General features: G+C 25.2%; 33 protein-coding genes, 3 pseudogenes and 1 riboswitch. Of the genes and pseudogenes, 20 read left to right on the plus strand and 16 right to left on the minus strand.

What is annotated here, in order from left to right; translation table 4 throughout:
* Positions 1-102: 102 nt before the first annotated feature.
* From NL276_RS03280 to NL276_RS03290, 4 genes are read right to left on the minus strand one after another with little or no spacing between them, the layout of a single operon-like run.
* Positions 103-288 (minus strand): hypothetical protein, encoded by a 186-nt coding sequence (locus NL276_RS03280; protein WP_253301159.1) that lies wholly within the window; start codon positions 286-288, stop codon positions 103-105.
* Complete coding sequence (locus NL276_RS04970; protein ID WP_256468760.1) at positions 246-380, minus strand: hypothetical protein; 135 nt, start codon at positions 378-380, stop codon at positions 246-248. Before NL276_RS04970 ends, NL276_RS03280 begins: the two co-directional genes overlap by 43 nt.
* On the minus strand, positions 380-1843 hold the full coding sequence (locus NL276_RS03285; protein ID WP_253301160.1) for a PBSX family phage terminase large subunit: 1464 nt from the start codon (positions 1841-1843) through the stop codon (positions 380-382). The genes NL276_RS04970 and NL276_RS03285 overlap by 1 nt, the downstream gene beginning before the upstream one ends.
* The gene (locus NL276_RS03290; protein WP_253301028.1) at positions 1836-2234 is read right to left on the minus strand and encodes a hypothetical protein; all 399 of its coding nucleotides are present in this window, start codon (positions 2232-2234) and stop codon (positions 1836-1838) included. Before NL276_RS03290 ends, NL276_RS03285 begins: the two co-directional genes overlap by 8 nt.
* Positions 2235-2543: 309 nt before the next feature.
* On the opposite strand from NL276_RS03290, the pseudogene NL276_RS03295 reads away from it, so the two are divergent.
* A pseudogene (locus NL276_RS03295) lies at positions 2544-3527 on the plus strand (IS30 family transposase).
* A gap of 174 nt (positions 3528-3701) precedes the next feature.
* Here NL276_RS03295 and NL276_RS03300 read toward each other — a convergent pair.
* From NL276_RS03300 to NL276_RS03310, 4 genes and pseudogenes are all read right to left on the minus strand, one after another.
* Positions 3702-4220, minus strand: coding sequence for a lipoprotein (locus NL276_RS03300; RefSeq protein ID WP_253301161.1), 519 nt, complete (start codon positions 4218-4220; stop codon positions 3702-3704).
* Positions 4221-4536: 316 nt separating this feature from the next.
* Positions 4537-5088, minus strand: coding sequence for a DDE-type integrase/transposase/recombinase (locus tag NL276_RS03305; RefSeq protein ID WP_253301162.1), 552 nt, complete (start codon positions 5086-5088; stop codon positions 4537-4539).
* Between the two features lie 12 nt (positions 5089-5100).
* Positions 5101-5421: pseudogene (locus tag NL276_RS05215) on the minus strand (IS3 family transposase); the annotation flags it as partial.
* Entirely contained in the window at positions 5388-5651 is a 264-nt protein-coding gene (locus NL276_RS03310; protein WP_253301010.1) for a transposase family protein, read from the minus strand. The gene NL276_RS03310 and the pseudogene NL276_RS05215, both read right to left, overlap by 34 nt.
* 245 nt (positions 5652-5896) lie before the next feature.
* On the opposite strand from NL276_RS03310, the gene tkt reads away from it, so the two are divergent.
* The 5 genes and pseudogenes from tkt to NL276_RS03335 all read left to right on the plus strand — a co-directional run bounded on the left by tkt (position 5897) and on the right by NL276_RS03335 (position 9219).
* Entirely contained in the window at positions 5897-7864 is a 1968-nt protein-coding gene (gene tkt, locus NL276_RS03315) for a transketolase (RefSeq protein ID WP_253301163.1), read from the plus strand.
* A 48-nt stretch (positions 7865-7912) separates the two neighbouring features.
* Positions 7913-8119 (plus strand): GNAT family N-acetyltransferase, encoded by a 207-nt coding sequence (locus tag NL276_RS03320; RefSeq protein ID WP_253301164.1) that lies wholly within the window; start codon positions 7913-7915, stop codon positions 8117-8119.
* Positions 8120-8137: 18 nt separating this feature from the next.
* Positions 8138-8440 (plus strand): annotated as a pseudogene (locus NL276_RS03325) (GNAT family N-acetyltransferase); the annotation flags it as partial.
* Positions 8441-8490: 50 nt separating this feature from the next.
* Entirely contained in the window at positions 8491-8673 is a 183-nt protein-coding gene (locus tag NL276_RS03330) for a hypothetical protein (protein WP_253301165.1), read from the plus strand.
* Between the two features lie 63 nt (positions 8674-8736).
* The gene (locus NL276_RS03335) at positions 8737-9219 is read left to right on the plus strand and encodes a TMEM164 family acyltransferase (RefSeq protein ID WP_253301166.1); all 483 of its coding nucleotides are present in this window, start codon (positions 8737-8739) and stop codon (positions 9217-9219) included.
* A 54-nt stretch (positions 9220-9273) separates the two neighbouring features.
* Here the strand turns inward: NL276_RS03335 and NL276_RS03340 are convergent, their stop codons facing one another.
* Positions 9274-10302, minus strand: coding sequence for an energy-coupled thiamine transporter ThiT (locus NL276_RS03340; RefSeq protein WP_253301167.1), 1029 nt, complete (start codon positions 10300-10302; stop codon positions 9274-9276).
* A gap of 82 nt (positions 10303-10384) precedes the next feature.
* A riboswitch (TPP riboswitch) is annotated at positions 10385-10485 on the minus strand.
* A gap of 84 nt (positions 10486-10569) precedes the next feature.
* Between NL276_RS03340 and NL276_RS03345 the strand changes: the two genes are divergently transcribed.
* From NL276_RS03345 to NL276_RS03360, 4 genes are all read left to right on the plus strand, one after another.
* On the plus strand, positions 10570-11253 hold the full coding sequence (locus NL276_RS03345) for a hypothetical protein (protein WP_253301168.1): 684 nt from the start codon (positions 10570-10572) through the stop codon (positions 11251-11253).
* A 63-nt stretch (positions 11254-11316) separates the two neighbouring features.
* The gene (nadD, locus tag NL276_RS03350; RefSeq protein WP_253301169.1) at positions 11317-12000 is read left to right on the plus strand and encodes a nicotinate (nicotinamide) nucleotide adenylyltransferase; all 684 of its coding nucleotides are present in this window, start codon (positions 11317-11319) and stop codon (positions 11998-12000) included.
* A gap of 2 nt (positions 12001-12002) precedes the next feature.
* Positions 12003-12428, plus strand: coding sequence for a bis(5'-nucleosyl)-tetraphosphatase (symmetrical) YqeK (yqeK, locus tag NL276_RS03355; RefSeq protein ID WP_253301170.1), 426 nt, complete (start codon positions 12003-12005; stop codon positions 12426-12428).
* Between the two features lie 4 nt (positions 12429-12432).
* The gene (locus NL276_RS03360; RefSeq protein WP_253301171.1) at positions 12433-13179 is read left to right on the plus strand and encodes a 5'-methylthioadenosine/S-adenosylhomocysteine nucleosidase; all 747 of its coding nucleotides are present in this window, start codon (positions 12433-12435) and stop codon (positions 13177-13179) included.
* Here the strand turns inward: NL276_RS03360 and NL276_RS03365 are convergent.
* Positions 13138-13521: a hypothetical protein gene (locus tag NL276_RS03365; RefSeq protein WP_253301172.1), complete on the minus strand. Its 384-nt coding sequence runs from the start codon at positions 13519-13521 to the stop codon at positions 13138-13140. The two genes, NL276_RS03360 and NL276_RS03365, sit on opposite strands and share 42 nt — an antisense overlap.
* Positions 13522-14409: 888 nt before the next feature.
* Here NL276_RS03365 and NL276_RS03370 point away from each other — a divergent pair.
* The 7 genes from NL276_RS03370 (at position 14410) to NL276_RS03400 (ending at position 16637) form a co-directional block, all read left to right on the plus strand.
* Entirely contained in the window at positions 14410-14694 is a 285-nt protein-coding gene (locus NL276_RS03370) for a hypothetical protein (protein WP_253301173.1), read from the plus strand.
* 9 nt (positions 14695-14703) lie between these two features.
* The gene (locus tag NL276_RS03375; RefSeq protein WP_253301174.1) at positions 14704-14862 is read left to right on the plus strand and encodes a hypothetical protein; all 159 of its coding nucleotides are present in this window, start codon (positions 14704-14706) and stop codon (positions 14860-14862) included.
* Between the two features lie 13 nt (positions 14863-14875).
* Complete coding sequence (locus NL276_RS03380; RefSeq protein WP_253301175.1) at positions 14876-15049, plus strand: hypothetical protein; 174 nt, start codon at positions 14876-14878, stop codon at positions 15047-15049.
* A gap of 2 nt (positions 15050-15051) precedes the next feature.
* Positions 15052-15198 carry a hypothetical protein gene (locus tag NL276_RS03385; protein ID WP_253301176.1) on the plus strand — a complete coding sequence of 49 codons (147 nt, stop codon included), beginning with the start codon at positions 15052-15054 and terminating at the stop codon, positions 15196-15198.
* Positions 15191-15607 carry a single-stranded DNA-binding protein gene (locus tag NL276_RS03390; protein ID WP_253301177.1) on the plus strand — a complete coding sequence of 139 codons (417 nt, stop codon included), beginning with the start codon at positions 15191-15193 and terminating at the stop codon, positions 15605-15607. The genes NL276_RS03385 and NL276_RS03390 overlap by 8 nt, the downstream gene beginning before the upstream one ends.
* Positions 15588-16244 (plus strand): hypothetical protein, encoded by a 657-nt coding sequence (locus tag NL276_RS03395; protein WP_253301178.1) that lies wholly within the window; start codon positions 15588-15590, stop codon positions 16242-16244. The genes NL276_RS03390 and NL276_RS03395 overlap by 20 nt, the downstream gene beginning before the upstream one ends.
* A gap of 75 nt (positions 16245-16319) precedes the next feature.
* Positions 16320-16637 carry an ERF family protein gene (locus NL276_RS03400; RefSeq protein ID WP_253301179.1) on the plus strand — a complete coding sequence of 106 codons (318 nt, stop codon included), beginning with the start codon at positions 16320-16322 and terminating at the stop codon, positions 16635-16637.
* Between the two features lie 92 nt (positions 16638-16729).
* Here the strand turns inward: NL276_RS03400 and NL276_RS03405 are convergent, their stop codons facing one another.
* The 6 genes from NL276_RS03405 to NL276_RS03430 all read right to left on the minus strand — a co-directional run bounded on the left by NL276_RS03405 (position 16730) and on the right by NL276_RS03430 (position 19160).
* On the minus strand, positions 16730-16966 hold the full coding sequence (locus tag NL276_RS03405; RefSeq protein ID WP_253301180.1) for a hypothetical protein: 237 nt from the start codon (positions 16964-16966) through the stop codon (positions 16730-16732).
* Between the two features lie 96 nt (positions 16967-17062).
* A complete protein-coding gene (locus tag NL276_RS03410; protein WP_253301181.1) occupies positions 17063-17308 on the minus strand; it encodes a hypothetical protein in 246 nt (81 codons plus the stop codon).
* Positions 17309-17314: 6 nt separating this feature from the next.
* Positions 17315-17461, minus strand: a complete 147-nt coding sequence (locus NL276_RS03415; protein ID WP_253301182.1) for a hypothetical protein — start codon at positions 17459-17461, stop codon at positions 17315-17317.
* 63 nt (positions 17462-17524) lie between these two features.
* Positions 17525-17833: a hypothetical protein gene (locus NL276_RS03420; RefSeq protein ID WP_253301183.1), complete on the minus strand. Its 309-nt coding sequence runs from the start codon at positions 17831-17833 to the stop codon at positions 17525-17527.
* 43 nt (positions 17834-17876) lie between these two features.
* Positions 17877-18692 carry a hypothetical protein gene (locus NL276_RS03425; protein WP_253301184.1) on the minus strand — a complete coding sequence of 272 codons (816 nt, stop codon included), beginning with the start codon at positions 18690-18692 and terminating at the stop codon, positions 17877-17879.
* Between the two features lie 15 nt (positions 18693-18707).
* Positions 18708-19160, minus strand: a complete 453-nt coding sequence (locus NL276_RS03430; protein ID WP_253301185.1) for a hypothetical protein — start codon at positions 19158-19160, stop codon at positions 18708-18710.
* A 449-nt stretch (positions 19161-19609) separates the two neighbouring features.
* On the opposite strand from NL276_RS03430, the gene NL276_RS03435 reads away from it, so the two are divergent.
* The 3 genes from NL276_RS03435 to NL276_RS03445 all read left to right on the plus strand — a co-directional run bounded on the left by NL276_RS03435 (position 19610) and on the right by NL276_RS03445 (position 21348).
* A complete protein-coding gene (locus tag NL276_RS03435) occupies positions 19610-19747 on the plus strand; it encodes a hypothetical protein (RefSeq protein ID WP_253301186.1) in 138 nt (45 codons plus the stop codon).
* 283 nt (positions 19748-20030) lie between these two features.
* Positions 20031-20858: a hypothetical protein gene (locus NL276_RS03440; protein ID WP_253301187.1), complete on the plus strand. Its 828-nt coding sequence runs from the start codon at positions 20031-20033 to the stop codon at positions 20856-20858.
* Positions 20851-21348, plus strand: a complete 498-nt coding sequence (locus NL276_RS03445) for a lipoprotein (protein ID WP_253301188.1) — start codon at positions 20851-20853, stop codon at positions 21346-21348. The genes NL276_RS03440 and NL276_RS03445 overlap by 8 nt, the downstream gene beginning before the upstream one ends.
* Positions 21349-21354: the final 6 nt, after the last annotated feature.

The raw sequence follows: 21354 nt of genomic DNA on the forward strand, positions 1-21354 counted from the left end.
TGATGGCGAGCAATAATATTTGCTAAATTAATCGTTCAATCATAATTATAAAATTTTAAAACACTATTAATATCATTTAAGTTTGGTAAACTAGGGAAAGTATTATTCGTGGTTATTTTGCTCCTTTAAATTTAAGATAAGTGCATAATTAATAATATTTACTGTTAATAAACTAGGTTCATTTGCTAAAACTTGTACACATACTTTAACTTTTTGATATTTCTTAATATATTCGTTATATAAATTTAATTTACATATTGCGATATTATCTTTTTTAATTCTTGACAAAGTCTTTTTTTAACTTGTCCACAAACAGACATATATGGTCTTTTTGCATTTATTACACGCTCATCATGTATTACATAAATATCTTTTTTCATTAAGTTATTCACTCCCTTTGTTGTCATAATTTATAATCTGCTGAACTATTATGTTTAACCATTGGTATTAATTCAAAGTGTAAGGCATAAAAATCACTATCAAAGGTATCATCATATAAGTCTAACATTTTTTCTTCTCTGGCATCTGGTTTATCTTCTCATTGTATTAATTCATATTGGGTTTTACTTACAGGACATTTTTCTCATAATCATTTTAATTGATTAGTATTTATTAACATTGTAAAAGCTTCAATACGATGTCTTATTTTAAATTTTTGTTTTTGTGCTGGTTTAAATGTCATATATTGACCAAAACTATAATTATATTTTTCTCTATTTAAACTTTGTAATGTTGAATAAGCACTATCATCAACATTAATTGATATTCCTTGCTGTATTAAATTAAAATATTGATTTAATTGATTGTTATAAAACTCTAAAATATCTTTAACTTGTTCTAATTCAGTTTTAAATTGTTGAGTAGCATTTGAATGAGTATATTCAGCAACTTTATAGGCTTTTTTATCAAATGAGTTATATATTCAAAAACTAGCTGCTGTTGTATGTCCTTTAGGACTAGTAGCATTAGCAATATCAACACCACCTAATAATTTAGTTGGTTGTATAATATCTGTTGCTTGCATAATATCAATATATCTCGCAAAGATTGAACCGCTAGTATTGCCTGGTAAACCTCAACTCCAAACTCTTGCTCTTTCAATATCTAACTGCTCTAATCTTAATTGTTCATTAACTTTATCTTGTGGTAATTCATAATTAAGTCTTCAACTAGAATAATGAATAATAATTTTCATATTTCATTTTTCTATATAAGTAATTTGTTCATATTTACTACGCATTAGTTCTTCATCAAAATGCATTAATTCATTACAATAACCAACAATATATCTTTTTAAACTTTCAGGATTACATGTATTAATTGTTATTTTATTTTTATAACCACGAATAGCAAACTCTAAATCACTTAAATCTTTTTGTTGAAATTGGTCACATTCTTCTCTTCAATCAATAACTAATTTATATTTATTTAAATCAGCAAAAGCTTTTAATTTTTCTTTCCTGCTAGGTGAATGTAAACCTTTACAATATATTTTGCTACCATTTGATAAAGTAAAAGTAAAATTTGATAAATTAATAGTATAAGGAATATGATTTTCATCTAGCATATTTCATATATTTTGAAACACACTATCTTTTAAATCTTTACTCCAATACATCATACTAGCAATAATACAAATTGGTTCTTTAATTAATAAACTAATTTTTAATAATTCACCAAACATTTTAATATTTGAAATTGTTTTACCACTATATCGTGTGCCAATTTGATTAATTTCATTCACGAGCTCATATTTTTTTGCAAATGGATATTTATTACCAACATTACTATTTTGTAATAACCAATAAGGCGTTTCTAACAAATAAGTAAAATTATTAAGCATTATTATCACTTTCTTTTTTAATATCTCTAATATCCGTTTGTAAATTAACTATTATTGGTTGTTGATTATTTAAGTTTAATTCTTTTTCAAGTTCTTTTTCTTGCAGTGAATATTTATAATTAAATGCTCGTTGTCAATATAATTTAGCACCATCAGGTGATTTCATCATAAAATTAATTATCTCACTTTCAATCCTATTAATTTGTCTTTCAATTAAAGGAACTATATTTTCGCTCCGATAAATTTCTTGTCTTCAATGGCGAGAAAGGTTGAATTTATTGGTTAAATCATTCAAAGTATAGGGAATATTATGTTTCTTATCGGCTCAAAATTCTTCTATTTTACGCTTAAATGTGCTTAAACTTGCTGTTTTTGGATTAAATTCTTTCATTTTTACTCCTTTTTGCATATTAAAATTGCTATTATTTAATAAATATGATTAAATAAAAGAGAATAAAAACCCATAAAACTGTATCAATATATCAAAGAACTTAATATAATATTTTGTTCTTTTTTTATTATCTATATTTTACACCAAAATAAAAAAAAGTAAACTTAATTACTTTATTTTTTTATAAACAGCTTTAAGAGACAGAATTTACTTACTGTTTATTATTTAAATTATATATTTATAAAAATAATTGTCAATAATTTTTAATTTAATGTTATAAATATTTTAAAAAGAATTGGAGACAGAAAAATGCAAAAATATACACATGTAAAATATGATGAACGAAATTTATTTAATGATTTATTGTTATCTGATAGTTGTAAAAAGAAAAATGGCACACTTAATTTATCTGAAATATCAAGACAAACGGGTCGTGCAGTTAATACTATTAAAAGAGAAATAAATCGATTTAAAAAGGTAGAAGATTATAATCCATATGAAGCACAAAAAGATTATAAACAAAAAAGAAAAAAATGTATTAAAAAACTGCCCGCATTTACAGACGAACAACAAGAATTTTTAAATTTACGATTTAATATTCTTTACGATTCACCAGCAGAAATTATTCAACGATTTTTAATAAAGTTTGGTGTCAAATTTCCTGCTTGTCTTAAAACATTTTATAAATGAATTTATTTAGGTCTTTTGGGTTTGTTAAAGAAAAATTTATTAAATGGTGGCAGAAGAAATAGAACAAAGAAAAGATCTGATAATCGTGGAAAATTAGATGAAAGATTTGGGTCAATTTGAGATATTGAAAATAAACAATCTAATGTTGGTTGATTTGAAATGGATACGGTAGTTGGTAAAGACCATCAATCTAGTTGTTTGGTTTTGGCAGAGAAATCAAGTAAAAAATACTTTGCTATGAAATTAGAAGAACATACTGCTAATGAAGTTTTAGAAAAACTTGAACATATAGTTAGAATTAATGGTTTAGTTGGAAAAATTAAAGGAATAATAACTGATAGAGGAAAAGAATTTAGTAAATTTAAAGAAATGGAAAATATTACTGGTTCTAATATTTATTTTTGTGATCCAGGTTCACTAAAACAAAAACCATTAATTTAAAGAATGAATCGTGAATTTAGAAAACGATATATTAAAGGAACAGATTTTAATAATGTTACGCAACAAGAAATAGATTGAGTAGTTAATGTTATGAATGAAAAATTAAGACCTTGTTTGAATTGAAGAACAGCTAAAGAAGTATTTTTAGAGAATTTTAGATAAATTTATTTGAAAAATTTAATAAATTATTTTTCAGTGTGTTTAAATATGCTTAAAATAGATTAAATTTACAAATAATTTAATTTTTTTAAAAAAATAGTTGCATTTATTTTAAATGATGTTATTATCAGATTAACAAGAGACAGAATTTGCTGCTTGAATTTACACAATACATTTTTATTTAACTTTTACATTACCTTTATTATCAATAATTAAGTTAGATTCCTTAGTATCTAAATTTCAACGATAAATTGATTTAAAATTATTACTGTTTTTTCCTCAAATTAAAGTTGGTTCATTAATTGATTTAAAAATAATTAAATCAATCTTAGTATCATTATGTGAGTAATAGCGTAATTGAATTTTATATTCTTCTTTTTCCTGTAGAAGTTTATATTCATATTCATGCTTTGGAGGTATTATTTCTTCATCATTTTTAAACTTGGTAATATTTCAATTTCTACCTTTTCAGATAACATAATACCATTTATTATCAACTTTATTAAATGGTTTTTCTTGTGGTGATATTCATTCTAAATTGTTTTTAACATTTTCATCAGTTGTATTTATTTTGTTTTTCTCTTTAAGTTCTTTTAATTTTTCGGATGAATATTCTTTTGTATTACAAGCAACTAAACTTGTTGTACTTGTTCCGACTAATGATATTGCACCAATAATACTTAATAATCTTTTCATGTGTAATATCCCTCTTTTATTAGTTAAATTATATAAAAATATAATTAAATGTAAATACCCTTATTATGCGTTTTAAAGGATAAATTAGCAACAAAATACATTAAGTTTTTTTAATATAATTTATACATAAAGTATTGTATTAGTAAAATAATAGTGTAAAATAAAGTTAACGGTTTATTCTTTTAACAAAAAAGTAATTTACGGTTTATGCTTCCCGCCTTAAAAAGACTTATGCTGACTTGTTATTCGAACAAGAATAAAAAAAAGAGGGGGTTAGACTGCACCCATTTTAGTAAGTACTAATAAAAAGTATTTACTATTTTTTTATTATATCTTTTTCTTTACGATTTGAATATCATGTATTTCATTTTATAACATCTTGTATATATTCTTCATGTGAATTATATATTTTATTATGGATTGTAGCTTTCTTAAGTAATGAATGAAAACTTTCTATAACAATATTATCTGCACAGTGGTAATTTTTCCCCATTGAAATTATAATACCGTTAGATACACATTTATCGAGATAAATAGCGGATGTGTATTGATATCCGTGGTATGAATGAATTATTATTCCATTCAGATCTTTTTTTATTAATTTTATTTTATTAATTGCATCATTTAAATTATCTATTACTAATTTATTGTCATTATATTTAGATCACTTTACATCAACTATTTCTTTAGTATATCCATCAATAATTGTTGATTGATAATATTTTTCTCTTTTTCAAATTAAATATGTTACATCAGTATATAGCACTGAAAACCTTGTTTTTATATCATTGAATTTACGATTAATTAAATCAGGATATTGCAATAAACTTTTTTCTTTATTCTGTTTATATTTCATTTTTCTTCTCATTTTTCTTACATATTCAGGTTGTATTTGATTATAACGCATAATCCTTAAAACTTTTTTTGAATTATATTTTATATCATAATCTTCTTTTAAATATTTAGTAATTCTTCGATATCCAAATTGTTTTAAATTTTCTTCATAGACTTTTACAATATCATTTATTGCTTCTTTATCTTTTTTGCTACTGTCATAATTTTTATATTTATCTCAATAACTACGTTTTAACCCCGTTACTTCTAATAATAATTTTATTGAATATTCATGACAATTTTGTTTAATAAAAGAGACGATTCTTAGTTTGCTTAATTGTAAAAGTCATGGAGCTTTTTTAATAATTCATACCTTGTTTTATAATATTCTAAATCTCTTTTACCAAAAGAGATTTTAGGTCCTTTATGATTGTTTAATTTTCCTTTTTTATGATTTGCTCATCAAGATTCTACTGTATTTGCATTTAGATTATATTGTTTTGCTACTACTCAACAACTTTTTTGTTTAATTTCCTCAATGATTTTTGTTCTAAATTCTGATGTATATTTGTTATATTTTTGACCTTTTCTTGCCATATAAAAATGCACCTCCTTTAAAAGTTTAGCAAAGTCTTTTTTTACTTTACTTACTTTTTGGGGTGCACTCTAATTCACTCTTTTTCTATTTTGAAATGCCAACTTTTTCTTATTATAAATTAATAATTAGAAAAAAGTAAGATTTAAATAATTAGTTTACAAATTATAAATATTTTTCTTTTAATTCGTTGTACAATGTTAATATGAATATTAATTAAACAGTGTATAAAAAAGGAGAATACAGAATGAAAAAATCAATTGATGCAATTAGAATGTTAGGAATTGAAGCAATTAATAAAGCTAATTCAGGGCATCCAGGCATTGTTCTTGGGGCTGCGCCAATGGCCTATACTTTATTTACTAAGCATCTAAATGTTAATCCGCAAGTTGATAAATGAACTAACCGGGATCGGTTCGTTTTAGCAGCAGGACACGGGAGTGCTTTATTATATTCTTTATTACATTTATCAGGATTTGACCTTAACATTGAAGATTTACGAAATTTTCGTCAAGTTGATTCAATTACTCCTGGTCATCCTGAGTCATATTTAACACCAGGGGTTGATGTTACTACTGGCCCATTAGGACAAGGAATTGCAACGGCAGTTGGCTTAGCATTAGCAGAGTCACATTTGGCAGCAAAATATAATACGAAAAAATATTCGCTTTTTGATCATTATACTTATGTTTTGTGTGGTGATGGTGATTTACAAGAAGGGGTAACTCAAGAAGCGATTTCTTTAGCTGGACATTGAAAGTTAAATAAATTAATTGTCCTATTTGATTCAAATGATGTTCAATTAGATAATATGGTTAATGTTGCACAAAGTGAAAAAATTGGCGATCGTTTTCAAGCAGCAAATTGAAATTATCTTTTTGTTAAAGATGGTAATGATGTTGAAGCAATTAACGAAGCTATTATTAAAGCAAAAAATAGTGATAAACCAACTTTAATTGAAGTAAAAACAATAATTGGATTTGGAGCAACGAAACAAGGGACACCAGCAGTTCATGGTGCACCGTTAGGAACAGATATTGAAACCGTTCGTAATTTATTAGGATGAACCGAAAAACCATTTGAAATTCCTGGTGAAATTTATGATGATTTTGAAGTTAATGTTAAAAATCGTGGAATTAAAAAATATGAACAATGGTTAAAAATGTATGAAGCATTTTGTCAGGAAAACCCAGCTTTAGGAAAAGAAGTCGATGAAGCAATTCACGGGAACTTTACTTTTGATCCACAACAATTTCTTGACTTAAAACCAACGAAACCGCAAGCAACCCGCATTAGTAGCGGTGCTATTATTGAACGCATTTCAAACATTATTCCAAATTGAATTGGTGGTAGTGCTGATTTAAGTGGGAGTACTAAAGCAAAAGGAGCAGATGGTGTTTATAGCGCAGAAAATCGCAAGGGACGTAATCTATCCTATGGAGTTCGTGAATTTGCAATGACAGCTATTAATAATGGAATATGTTTACATCGTGGTTTATTACCATTTGCTAGTGGCTTTTTTGTTTTTGCTGATTATATGAAACCAGCAATTCGGTTAAGTTCACTAATGGAAAACCCAGTTGTTTATGTTTTATCACATGATTCTATTGCTGTTGGTGAAGATGGACCAACACATCAGCCAATTGAGCAATTAGCAATGTTACGAAGTCAACCAAATTTAAATGTTTTTCGTCCAGCAGATTTTAATGAAACACTAGGAGCTTATCATCTTGCGCTGCAGTCTCGTCATACTCCAAGTGCTATTTTAATTACACGTCAAGATTTACCAGAGTTGGAACATTCTAGCGTTGAAATGGTCAAAAAGGGAGCATATCAAGTTTATGGTTCAGAGCATCATAATAATGTCGTTTTAATTGCAACAGGTAGCGAAGTAAGTATGGCTATTGCTGTTGCAAAAAATTTAGAGCATGATAAAAAGATTAATGTAAAAGTAGTCTCAATGCCATCATGAGAATTATTCGATAAGCAAGATATTACTTATAAAACAAAATTGTTGGAACCAACAGCGTTAATTGCTTCGATTGAATTAGGAACAACCTTTGGTTGAGAACGTTATACTTCAAATACGGGATTAAACTTTGGAATCAATACTTTTGGTCAATCAGGACCATTCCATGATGTGTTAGAATATTTTGGTTTTAATGTTGAAAATATTGTTAATGCCATTAGTAAAAAAATTCAATTATCAAAATAATGATAATTGAATTTTTATTTATGATTTAATTAGAAATAGGAGTACCAAATGATTTTATTTGAAACACCCCGACTAATAATTAAAATGTGAAAACCTACTGATTTATCAGCATTTCAATTATTAAATGCTGATAAAATGGTAATGAAATATTTTCCAAAGGTTTTATCAGTTGCAGAAACAACTGATTTTTATGCTAAAATTCAAACTGATTTTAAAACCAACGGTTATGGTTTATATGTTGTTGAAGCAAAATAAAGACATGAATTTCTTGGTTTTTGTGGTTTTAATAATGTTACTTTCCCCGCTGATTTTACCCCCTGTGTTGAAATTGGATGGAGGTTAAAACAATCAACTTGAGGACAAGGTTTTGCAACTGAATCAGCACAAGGATGTTTAAATTATGCTAAAAATAATTTACCTTTTCAAATGATTTATAGTTTTACCAGTGTTTTTAATCATCAATCAGAAAATGTTATGAAAAAACTTGGAATGCAAAAAGTACAAGAGTTTTATCATCTAAATCTAGTAAAAACTAATTGATTATCAAAACATGTTTTATATCAATTAACATGATAATAAGATAAAATATTAATGACATAGAAAAAACTAAAAGGGGAATTTATTAAATGGTTATTTTTTCGTGGGTTTTAGCAATTATTTTATCTTTTTTGTTATGAACAACATTATGAATTTTTCCAAATTTTTATGCAAAAACAACCAAGTATTGTTATTTACGAGTTGGAATTGCAATTTGGCTAGTCATTGTAGAAGCAGATCGGATGTGAGAAATGTTAAGTCATGGCGGATAACAACATTTTTCAAATTATTTTACCTTATATTCTTGTACGATTGTCGCTTGAGTAGCATTAATAATGTTATTTTACCCAAATAAAATTTTTTTAAATTGTTTTTTTCCATTAGGAATTATGGGACCAATTTTAACATTAATTTTTCCAAGTAAACAACCGACAATATTGGAATGAAGTTATTATTTTTTTTATTTTGGTCATACGTTTACTTTATTTGGTTTTATGTATGTTTATTTATATGGTTTAACAAATTATCAGTTTTCACGAAAAACAATTCAAACTAGTTTTATCACCGGAATTATTATTATTGTCACAGTGGAATTATTTAACCAATATTTTGGTGAGAATTATATTGTTGGTGATATTGCTTGAGCATTGGGATTAAAAGATTTAGCACGACCATGACAGTTCTTAATTAGTTTTATTTTAGGAATTCCAATTATTGGGTTATGATTGTTACTCATTTATTTATTTAAACCAATTTATCATCAACAAACAAAAGTCAAATTGCATGACACATGATGAGAATTATTATTAAAAAAATAAACCTTCATAATAATAAAAAAACTAGGGAAGAAAACACCTAGTTTTTTAAGTTTTTTAACCTTCATATTTTAAATAACGTTGTCAAAAGACCGGAGTTAAACCCCGCAACGCTAGCGAAATCACAATTTGCATAATTGGATAAGTAAAAATAAAATTATGAATAAAGTTATAAACAATTGAATATAATCAATTAGTATAGCCTGGTCAAACTGAATCAGGGAATAACGTTGTTCAAATTAGAGCGCCAACTATAACTTGTGAAACATAAATTAAACTAATAATACTAAAACAAATAATAATATAATTAATATATGTAATGTACTTTTTATCATTATTAACCTTAAAACGCATAAATCCAGCAATCATAGGCACAATCATTGGAATAAAGTAATCCAATAAATATGATCACGGTGAAACAATAAAACCTGACGAAATAAATAAAAGCGACATTAATGCGCTAATTGCTCCTGTGATAAATCCAGCTAGTGCTGAGTGAATAAAAGCAATAATTGTTAATGGAATATATTTTAAAGCGATACTTCCACCATGTGGTAAAATCGGAATAAGTGTTTCTAAAAAAGCTAAGACAAGGGTTACTGCGGCAAACATTGCAATAATCACAAAATCAAATGTTTTTCATTTTCAAATTCCTAAATTAATTAAGAATCGTTTTTTCTTGCTTGCTTTTGAAAAAAGGACATCACTAACTTTGACTTCATAACTATAAATAATAATAATATTACTAATTAAATTAAGAATATTAAGACTAATAATATTTAAAATAATAAATTGCATTTTATAATTAATATATTCTTCATAAGTAGTTAATCAAGTACTAATGGTATATATAATACTAAAAATTAAACCAAAAACACAAATTTCAATGAAAAAAATTGATATATTTTTAAAATTTTGATCATTTGCTAAGTGCAAAATGGTACTTAGTGTTGCTAATGGTAAAACACTAAGAGTGATTAAAAAAGCTAAATATAAACTAATTGGAATAAAAATTGTTAATTTATTGTATCATAAAACAATTTGTTGTTGTTTTACAGTACATTTAAAAATTAGATTTTGCTCCATATATAAAAAAATCTCCTTACACAAATAACTTTATAATTAACATCTGTGAAAATGAGGATCAAACTAAATTTATTGAATTAATAAATAATCAATTTGAACTCCCTCCGCTAGTTTTAACTAGATCAGGTTCTAAGAGTATTTCTCAAACTTATTAAAAATAATAAGCTACCTCTGTCAATTACATTATAATCATAACATTGTTAGAAAAAACTGCAAGAAATTTTATAATTTATTATATAATATATAATATAAGTTAGAGGAAAAGATATGTTTAAATGATTTAGAAGAAAGAAAAAACAGGATATAATTGCTAATTTAGCGTCAGCTAGTAGTTTTGATGATGACATTGAAGCAGCAAGTGGCATTGATTTTAGAGAAAATTTTGTTAGTGAAACACCATTATCAGCTATAGAAGATGATAATTTAAAAATTAATACAAAACCAACTGTTGATCAAAAAAATGTTAATAATATTCATAGTCTTGTTCAAAACGCTCGGAGTCAAATAAGTAAATATAAAGAAGAAAACAATGTTAATGAACATGAAAATTTATTAGAACGGTTAGAGCGATTAAAACATCTTCGTGATAGTTCGCAATTAAAGCCAAATGAATTCCAACAAATGTTAAATCAAATTAAAGAACGTAATTTTAATGATCGAATGGCATATATTATGGATCGAATTAAAATTTCACATCGTGATGATCATAAGTTAGAATTAGATCAAAAAGGTGAACCAAAAAAGAATAAAAAGTTAAACCAAACAAAAAAAGATAATATTGCAATTACTGGGAATAAAAAAGAAATTACTAAAATTAAACAAAAATTATCGCACGAATATTATTATGTTTCAAAACAACATAATGATTTTACAATTACTTTATCCGTTGAACAATTTCAACATATTATTCGTGACACTGTTGAAGATGTTTTTGGTTGAATTAGGAATTAAAAACAAAGATGAATAATTATTCTTTCTTTTTCATTTTTGGGGAAGTTAAAAAATAATTAGGTGATGGAGGCAAGGATTATGAAGATAGCGTTATTGGGGGGTAGTTTTGATCCATTTCATACTGATCATTTAGCAATGATTAAATTGGTTAAAACTAAAACAGATATTGATGAAGTATGAATTATCCCAACAAATCAAAACCCTTTTAAAATACGAAAACTATCTCCCGCTAACGATCGATTAGCAATGATTAAATTAGCAATTAGCAAATTATCATATGTTAGAATTAATTTAATTGAATTAGAAAACACAAAACCTAGCACAACTTACGATACTGTTTTAAAATTACAACAACAATTTCCTATGCATCAGTTTTACTTTATGATTGGGTCTGATCAATTACAAAAATTAGGGAAATGAAATAATATTGCTGAACTAATAAAAATGCAGACATTTATTATTTTTCAACGAGATGATCAGATTAAACAAAGTGTTCTGCGACAATATCAAGCACTTTTAATTCCTTTTACTAATAATTTACATTTATCTTCAACGTTGTTACGAGAAGGAAAAAAAGTTAATTTACAATTACCCGCAATTAGAAATTATATCAATAATAACTTATTATATTTGCCAGAACGGTTAGCTAAAAATATGGATGCTGAGCGTTATCAACATTGTTTAAATGTTGGTAAAAGGCCCAGGAATTGGCATTACGACATGGCTTTGATTCTCACAAAGCGTTAATTGTGGGAACTTATCATGATATTACAAAACAATGAGCAAAAGAAAAACAAGAGGTTTATTTAACAAAATATTTGCCAAGTTTCTTAAAAGAACCAATTCAAACTTGACATTCATATACAGGATATTGTTATTTAAAATATGACCTTTTATTTACTGATAAAGAAATTTTATCAGCAATAAAATGGCATACTGTTGGTCATCGTCAAATGACACCCTTTGAAATGATAATTTTTGTTGCTGATAAAATTAGTGCGGAACGAAATTATCCTGGTATTGAAAGTTATCGTGCTTTAGCAGAGCAAGATTTAATGAAAGCATTTCAAGCATTATTAACAATGCAATTTGAACGTGCTGTGATGCAAACGGGTCTTGCTTTGTTAGGAAATAAACTTAAATTAACTTATAAAGAATGAAAGCGAGGAAAATAATACGATGAATTTAGTTATTAGTGCAATGCAAGCTGAATTATCTGCAACAATAGTAGCTTTACAACCAACTGAAATCATTAAGTATGATGATATTAAATTATATCAAAAGGGAACATGATTATTTGCAATTAGTAAAATTGGATTAGTAAATGCCGCGATGAGTTTAACAACCTTAATTAATGATTATGCCATTAAAACAATTTATAATATTGGAACTGTTGTGAGTTTAAAAAAACGGTTACCGCCATTAACTATTTTGCTTATTTCCGAAGCATATTACACTTTTGCTGATGCACAAGCATTTGGATATGCAATTGGACAAATTCCTGGAGAAGTAAGTAGTTATCATAGTAATGAAACAATGTTAACGTTAGCTGAAACAAAAATATTAGATAGTCAACAAGCTGTTTTAGGGAGTAGTGATATTTTCATTGATAAAGCAGAATATTTTAACCATATTAAAACAAAGTTTAAAGATAAAATTGATGTTGTTGATATGGAAGGAACTGCTTTTTTTCAAGTTGCTGCAAAGCACCATTTGACAATGATTAGTATTAAGATTGTCGGTGATTATTTAGAACCACCAGCAACAAGTGCCTTAATTTTAGTTTTAATAGGATTTTCATGTAATCTAACAGTTAATTCTAATTTATTAACCCTTTTATTTTTTGTTTTTCACTTATTGGTAGTGGCTGTTGTTTTAGATAAATTACTTTTTGTTTCTGTCATTATTTATCACTTCCTTTTTTAAAAAATATTGTAAATGTTTCCAAGCATCGTGTTCATGCTCTGACATTTTAATATTTCCTTTATAGACATAATTTTTCTTAACAACTGGTGATTGTAAAACATAATTTAAATTAAATAGATATTTACATAAAACTTTTAAACCACCAATAAATTTAGGAGTAGATAGTGGATTTTTTATTTTTAAACCCTTATGAAGTTGATAATCTTCAATTATTACAATAACTTTATTTAAATAAGAACAAGTTTTATTTTTAAATTTGTTTAATATTAAATACATATTATTTATTGCTTCTTCTTCATTTTTAGAATTAAAAGTAATATTATTAATTATTTTCTTTTGCAAAACATTATAAATAATAATCCCAGTTTTCCCAATTCCGGCAGGATCAATTGCAATAATATATTTTAATTTGGTCGTATAAAAAAGATTGGGGTTTTGGAAAAAAACTCGGAAATTGAATAAGAATAATAAATTAAACCATTTACTAAAATGGTTTTTTTATTTGTAAAACCAAAATTATTAATTAATTTAATTGATTCAGAGAAAGGGCAACATCTTAAGTTCTTAAAATAGAAACTTTTTACACAACTTTCTGATACCCCATTTAAGTTGTTTACACATTTATAAATATCTTAGAAATCTTTACAAAGTGTACCTGTTTTTCTCCTAATTTAAGGTGTTGTCCTTTCTCTGTTTCAGTTAATTAATTTATTAAAATTACAACTTAATGCAGTGTGGAACGGTTATTTTAAATAACTAAGTGTTTTTATTCCACATGAGGCGGTCTAGCCCAGCGGTAATCAGCCCGGAAATAATAGACGCTTTAACAAAGTGATAGTCGTGATAAGTGCAAGGTCAACATCAAACGACAATAAATATTGAGATGGTCACTTTATAAATAAATTTGCGATAGATATTACTTCTTAGAAGTGACAGCGGTTTAATAAAAACCACAAAGTCAGCATTAGGCTCTTCAAGGTGCAAGTGAATTTATTTTAAAAACTGAACGCTTTGACCTGAAATTGTGCGGATGAAGAGAGAGAAAACTCTCTGGCATTACCTTATAAAAACAACTGTCGATTATTAAACAAACAATATACCGCCACCGCGCACCCCCAGTGAAGCGGATGGCGTAATAAATAAATAGATAAATACTTATATAACTAATTCTCGCTTTGGCACTTTCACTTGGGAGTGAGTGCCAGCGAGTTAAAAATAGGAGGAATTATAATGACAGAATATAAAAGTAAATATATTAATAAAACTTGAAATGAAATAACAACATCATTTGATTGAGTTAATTGTCAACCTGTTGATTGTAGTATTAAACATCATAAAAAGCATTATGATTTGCAATGTTTAGAATGAGCAAAAATGTACTTAAATTTATTTAAAAATAATTGAGATGTTATTGTTTCTTATATGCAACATTACAAAATTAACGATATTTTAGATTTAGCATCAGATGGATGAAAAATATTACAAATTGATAAAAAAATTAAAGGAATAATTTAGGAGGTTTATATGAAAAAGTTAAATAAAATTTGTCTTAAACAAAAATACTGAGGTTATTTCTTTAAATGCAATATAGAAAATAAATTACAAAAATTAATGCTTAAAAGTTATCCAGTTTCATTTGAAGATATGACAGATGAACATTGAGCATTAGGAAAACAAAATTAGGAGAAATTAAATTATGAATAAAAAATATTTATTAATAATAAAAAGTAAATACGGTGATTTAAAAACAGAATTCTTTTATACATTAGAAGAAGCAAAAATTACCGCTAATGTTGAAAATCAACAAGAGTGATTAACAACTATTATTGATTTAGAAGATAACAATATTACATGAAAAGGAGATAAATAATTATGTGAAAAGATGAAAATGGTTATGTTTATACTGAAGAAGATTTATTTAATTTAGCATTAGAAGAATGTCATTCAGAAGAAAGTGCTTATGAATATATTGATAATTTAATTGAAGAAATGGAATTAGAGGAATATAATAATGAATAAATTTATTGGAATTGGTAGAACAACTAAAGATATTGAAATTAAAAAAACACAAAATGGTAAAGAATATAGCATCTTTCAATTAGCAGTAATAATACCTTATTCAACTCAGAAAGAAACTGATTTTATACCTTGTCAAGTTTGAAATAAACAAGCAATTACTTTACAAAAATATTGTCAAAAAGGTAGTCAAATTGCAATTACTGGTATTTTACAATCTTTTAAAGATAAGGATAATAAAATACAGTGAATAGTTCAAGTATCTAATTATGAATTTTTACATACAAATAATGAATTAAAAAGAGATATATCTGAAAAATCAAATGAAATTATTGCAGAAAAACAAATAAATTATAATTCAGAAAGTATTAAAGAATTATTTGGTGATAATGATGCAATTAAATGAGATTAAACCTTTATATATTTTTAATGATAAATTACATAAATATAGTATTTTAATCCCTAGTGTAAGTCAAATTGTTAATATTTTAGTGCCAAAAAATTTATCATATATTGATAGTAATATTTTAAAATTAGCACAAACTCGCGGAATATGTTTACATAATATGATTGATGTTTGATTAAAAAATAATTTTGATGATGAATTAATTGACTTTATTGATTGTGAAATAAAATCACATCGTGAATTATTTAAAAATTTTACAAAACTATATCAAGAAACTTTTAAAGATATTAAATTTAAACATTATGAAACTGAAAAAACACTTTATAACCCTTTAATGTGTGGTACAACTGATTTTATTGGAATAACTATTGATAATGAATATATAATATGTGATTGAAAAATTACTAGTTCTAATGAAGAAACTGATATTAAACGCTATATTTGACAATTAAAACTTTATTATTTATTAGAAAAAGATTTTTGTATAGATAATAAAAAAATATTAATGATAATTATTAATCCAAAATTAAAAATAGTAATTAAAGAGAAAGTTAATATTACTAAACAAAATTTAAAACAAATTAAAGAAGCCATTTTAATATGACAAGAAAGAGAGGAATGAGAAAATGCCACAAAAAACTAAAAAAACATTAATAGCAAGTATTGGTGAAATACAACACGATTTATCATTATATTTAGAAAAAATCAAACAACGCAAATGAATGGTAGAGTAATGTATAACTATTTTGGTGAAGCACAAGTATTAGAATTAGTTAAAAAAGAATTTAAAAAACATCATATTACATATATTTGAAGTTATGTAAAAGATACTTTAAAAATAATTAATGATACCCCATATTTTGAAATGGAATTAACTTTATGTAAAGAAACAGAAGAAATTAAAACTTATTGACCTTTTACGGGTAAAAATACTTATCCTGCTAAAAGTATTGGTTCAGCATTAACATACTTAAGAAAGCTACAATCCATAATAAAATATATAATTCACATGAAGAATATATACAAGATGTTATAAAATGAAATACATGATATTCAAATCGTAAAGAAAAAGATATAATAAAAAAATAGTAAATACTTTTTATTAGTACTTACTAAAATGGGTGCAGTCTATGGTAATCTTTTTTTAATATAATTTCTTAAATGACTAGGTAATCATTTTCTTAATCAATAACGCCAAAACAATGTTCCAGCATTAGATACTGCATTACTTAATAATTTTCAAACTTCAACTGGAACACCAGGATAAACATAAGGCCCATAAAACTTAGGATGTTTTGCTGTTTTTGTATATATTAAAATAGTTAAATTACCTGTTAAAGTTAATTTATTTGTAATATTAAACATTCCACTATCAAGTCAACTACTATTTAAAGGTTGTCAATTAGTATTTAGATAATTTTCATTTTTAAATTTTTCTCTATTTTTAATATTATTATCTTTTTATAATTTACTTAATGTTTGTTGAATTTCTTTTTGATATCCTTTTTTAATTAAATCTACATAAGTAAACGGATCTAATCATTTATAAATATCTTCAATCTTATTTGTAATTTTTTGTAATGGATTAGCATAATATGAATCAAATTTATTAACTTTATTAATTAAATTTACAAATTTATTTATTACTGCATTATTACCTAAGTTCTCTGCTAATAAAGTTAAAACTCGTAATATTAGTAAATTCATTGTTTATTAAGAATTTTTAATTATTACATAAATCGGGTTTGTTTTACCAGTTGCTTTGTTTTTACCTTCAATTACAACTTCAATAATTTTATCATTTGTAATATCAATTGGTCAGTTTTCACCTTTAGGTTTAAGGATAGTAATCAAAATCATTTTCAGTTAAAGAACTATTTACTGCTTTTACCGATTTTAAAACAACATCTTGTAATTTTGGTTTTAATCATCAATAACTGACATCTTTCGGTCTGGTAAATTAACGATTGGCTGATCTAATTTATTAATTTTACTAATATCAATTTTAGAAGAATCAATTTTATTTGATGATTGAATTTCATAATCAACTGGTACTCTAAATGTTTTATTTAGATTACTTTTAGCAGTATTAATTTCATCTTGTGTTGGTTCTTTTTCTAAATAATTTTTACATGTTTTAGGATATAAAATAGTTGGTGTTGCATATTGCACTTTACCAATTCATTTAGGGTTAGCAGTATCATTATCTAAAACTTGTTGAATAGTATCCATATTAATTGGATAAGCTCATACTTGTTTATTAATATTAAGCCATTTACATTAGTAAAATTATAACCTTATCACGGTTAACTTGTCCTTTTGTATATGTTTTTTCTAAATGAAAACTTTTTGATACTGGAATACCCATTGCAGTATTTTCATATAATTCACCATTAACCATTGCTTTTAATTGAGCTTGTGAACCAATTACTTTTAAATAAGCAGGTGTTAATCCTAAATAGGCTCTTCGCCCTAAAACCATAAACATTTTATCGGTTGGCAATCCAAAATATAAATTACTAATTTGATTTGTTAATTCAATTAAAGTTTCATTTAATGTAAAGAATGCTTTATTTGCATCATCTGCATTTTCGGCTGTATAACTACGAAATTGAATTACTTCATATTGACCATCTGCTAAACAATAATCATAAATAGCCTGAATTAATTCACATTCTAAATTAACAAATTTATTCTGGACAACACTAGAAATAGCATCAGCAATAACGCCATTTTTAATATTTTGTTCTATTAATGCTAAGTCAAAAGCTTCATTCATTAATTTTAAATTAAATCTTTTATCAATAGGAACTGGAATTCTTGTTAATCCCATCGTTTGAGTTATCCCGCCATTTGGTAATGAATAATCATTTTGTCATACCACACGATGAGTTAAATTATATAATGCTTGACCAGCATTTGATAATCACACTACTTGTTCTGCGGTTGCTGTTGCATACTGCATAATACTTGCATATTCATTATATAAAGGTCCACGCAATAAAGCATTAACCATATCAACATAGGCTTTTTGACCTGTTGTATTACCTTGTAAGGTAAAAGATACTTGTGGCAAATTAATTGTTGCCATAATTTCACTCCCTTATTATCTAAGGTTTTTAAGTGTATAATCAGTTAATTTTTTAATATCTTCTGGAGTATAGGCTCCTTTTTCTTTAATAGTTTCAATTTCATCATTTTTATTTTCAGTATATTTTTCAATCATATATTTAATAAAATTAGTTGGTGAAACTGATAGTTGTTCTTGTACAAACAAATCAGGTTTTAATTCTTTTAAAGTTTGCATTTTTTCAGTTAAAGAATTACCACTAACTTTATCTAAATTAGTTTTAATATCTTCAATTTTAGTAGATGGAATATCTTTAAATGCTTTTAATTCATTAGATAATTTAATAAAGTCTTCTTTTGATATAACATCTTCGCGTTTTTGCACACTTGCTCTAATTTGCTTTGCTTCATTATTAAACTGATTTAAGATATTTTCTGCAATTTCTTCACTTAAACCTTGTTCGATTAATTGTTCTTTTGTAAGTGCCATTTTATAAATTCCTCTTTTTTTATCCTTGTTCGATTAACAAGTCAGCATAAACTCTTTTTACGGAAAAAGATTAAACCTATGACTTGATTATACACCAATAGTTTATTAATACAATATATTTTATATATAAATACTAAACTTATAAGATAAAAAGTGTTATAATGAAATTGAAATAATTATTTATTAATATATAATGCTAGTAAAAATGATGTCGGGTCATTCTCTTTTTTATTTAACTGAAATAATAATATTATACTATTTTATCAATACAATAAAAAAATAAATAAACTTAATGTATTCCATTCCTAATTTACCCCTTAAAACGCGTAATAAGAGTTATTTTTAAAGATAAAATTATTAAAATAAGTGATAATTTTGCTTGTATGTATATATATAATGAAGTTAGATCTTGATAAAAAGTTTCAAGATTAGAAAAGGAGAAAACAAGTATGAAAAAATTACTTAGTTTATTAAGTGTGTTAACTATTAGTGGAACTGCTGTGCCAACAACAATCGCTGCTAGTCCTTATCAAAAAGAAGAAAAGTTAAATAATGATATTAATTATCAACTAACAAATAATAATTAGAAAATTTAAAAAGAAGCAAACGAGATGTTGGCAGTGATTGTGAAACGGGATGATCTTTTTCGAATGGTACTAGACATTATTGTTCTATTTCTCCAGAACTTTGAGAAGAAATTATCTATTATAATGAATAATAATCTCGGAATAAATTACCATTCTACTTATGGTAAACAAGTTTTATCTAATTTAATTAGTGATAAACTTAAAAAATTTAACCTTAAAAACGATGGGATTTCGAGCTATGGTCTTGTTGATACAATAATTTTTTCTTTTAATGTTTTAAATGATGAATGACAGAAAAGTGACAAAAAAACATCATATAAGAATAGTGGGTTCTGGTTCAACTTGTAATGCTTCAATTTCTACTTGTGATCCTAGATCACATTTGATATCAGTTAATATAAGAGACGATTGAAGCACACAAAATAATAAATATATTTCTAGATTAGAAAATGATTTAAAAATATTTAATTTAAATGTAATAAAAGATTATAACGATGAAACAATTTTAAATGCAATTAAAGAAAAAAAACCTGGTTTAGATATTTCTAAAATAGAAATAGTTAAAAAATCTGATTATTCTCATTTTTCTGAAAGTTTTTCTGTAAATATTAAAGTTAAAAATGGTGATGATTATTATTCTCGGGGACCTATAAAAAATAATATAACATTTAATACTGAAATTAAGCTTAAAGAATTATCAGATAAATTAAATAATGACCCTTTAGTTATAGAATGATTAAATCATATAAAAGACTATAATATGAATTTACCAAAAAAAATAACTAGTTTAAAAGAATATGTATCTAATCAAAAATGAAATGCTAAAAATGTAGAAAAAGAAATAATCAAAGGATATATAAGAGATCTTAGTCAAATTATAAGATTGATAGAGCATCAATGAAAAATAGAGGAATTAAATAATACAGTTCAAAATTTAAAATCAGATATTAATAATTTAAATAATTCAATTTTAAACTTAAATAATGAAAAAAAATGTAAAAGTTTATTTTCAAAAATGTCATCTGCCGCAAATTTATTGCCTCTTTTGGGTAAAATTATTTCAGGAATTATTAGTTTGAATTCTTCTGTATGCGAAATAAATAATGCATAAAAAATTATTAAGTATTTTAGGAACAATCGCTTTAATTGGAACAAGTACAACAAGTTTAGTTGCTTGTAATACACCACAAGAATATACCAAAGAACAATTAGCAAAATTAAAAGAAGAAAACAAAATAAATACAACAAATCAACAAATTAGAGACAACTTAGAATGAATAACACCACAAGAAAAACCATTTAAGAATATTGATGATAAATGATATTATGTAGTATGGCGTGGTGATAAAAATGATAATTGAAGAATTATTAAATTTAAACATTTTGAACAAAAAGAAAAAGTTTTAGATAATTATGATAAATATGAACTTAAAACATCACATTTTGGTGGTGATTTATTTATTTATAAAAATTTATTTGTAAGTTATGATTGAAATAAAGATGATGGTACATATTTTAAATCTGTTTATCGTTGAAATTTAGATACTAATATATCTGATTTATTAAATATTGACGAAAATGGTAATATAAAAGTTAAGTAAAAATAG

It is taken from the genome of Spiroplasma endosymbiont of Phyllotreta cruciferae (genome assembly GCF_918697755.1).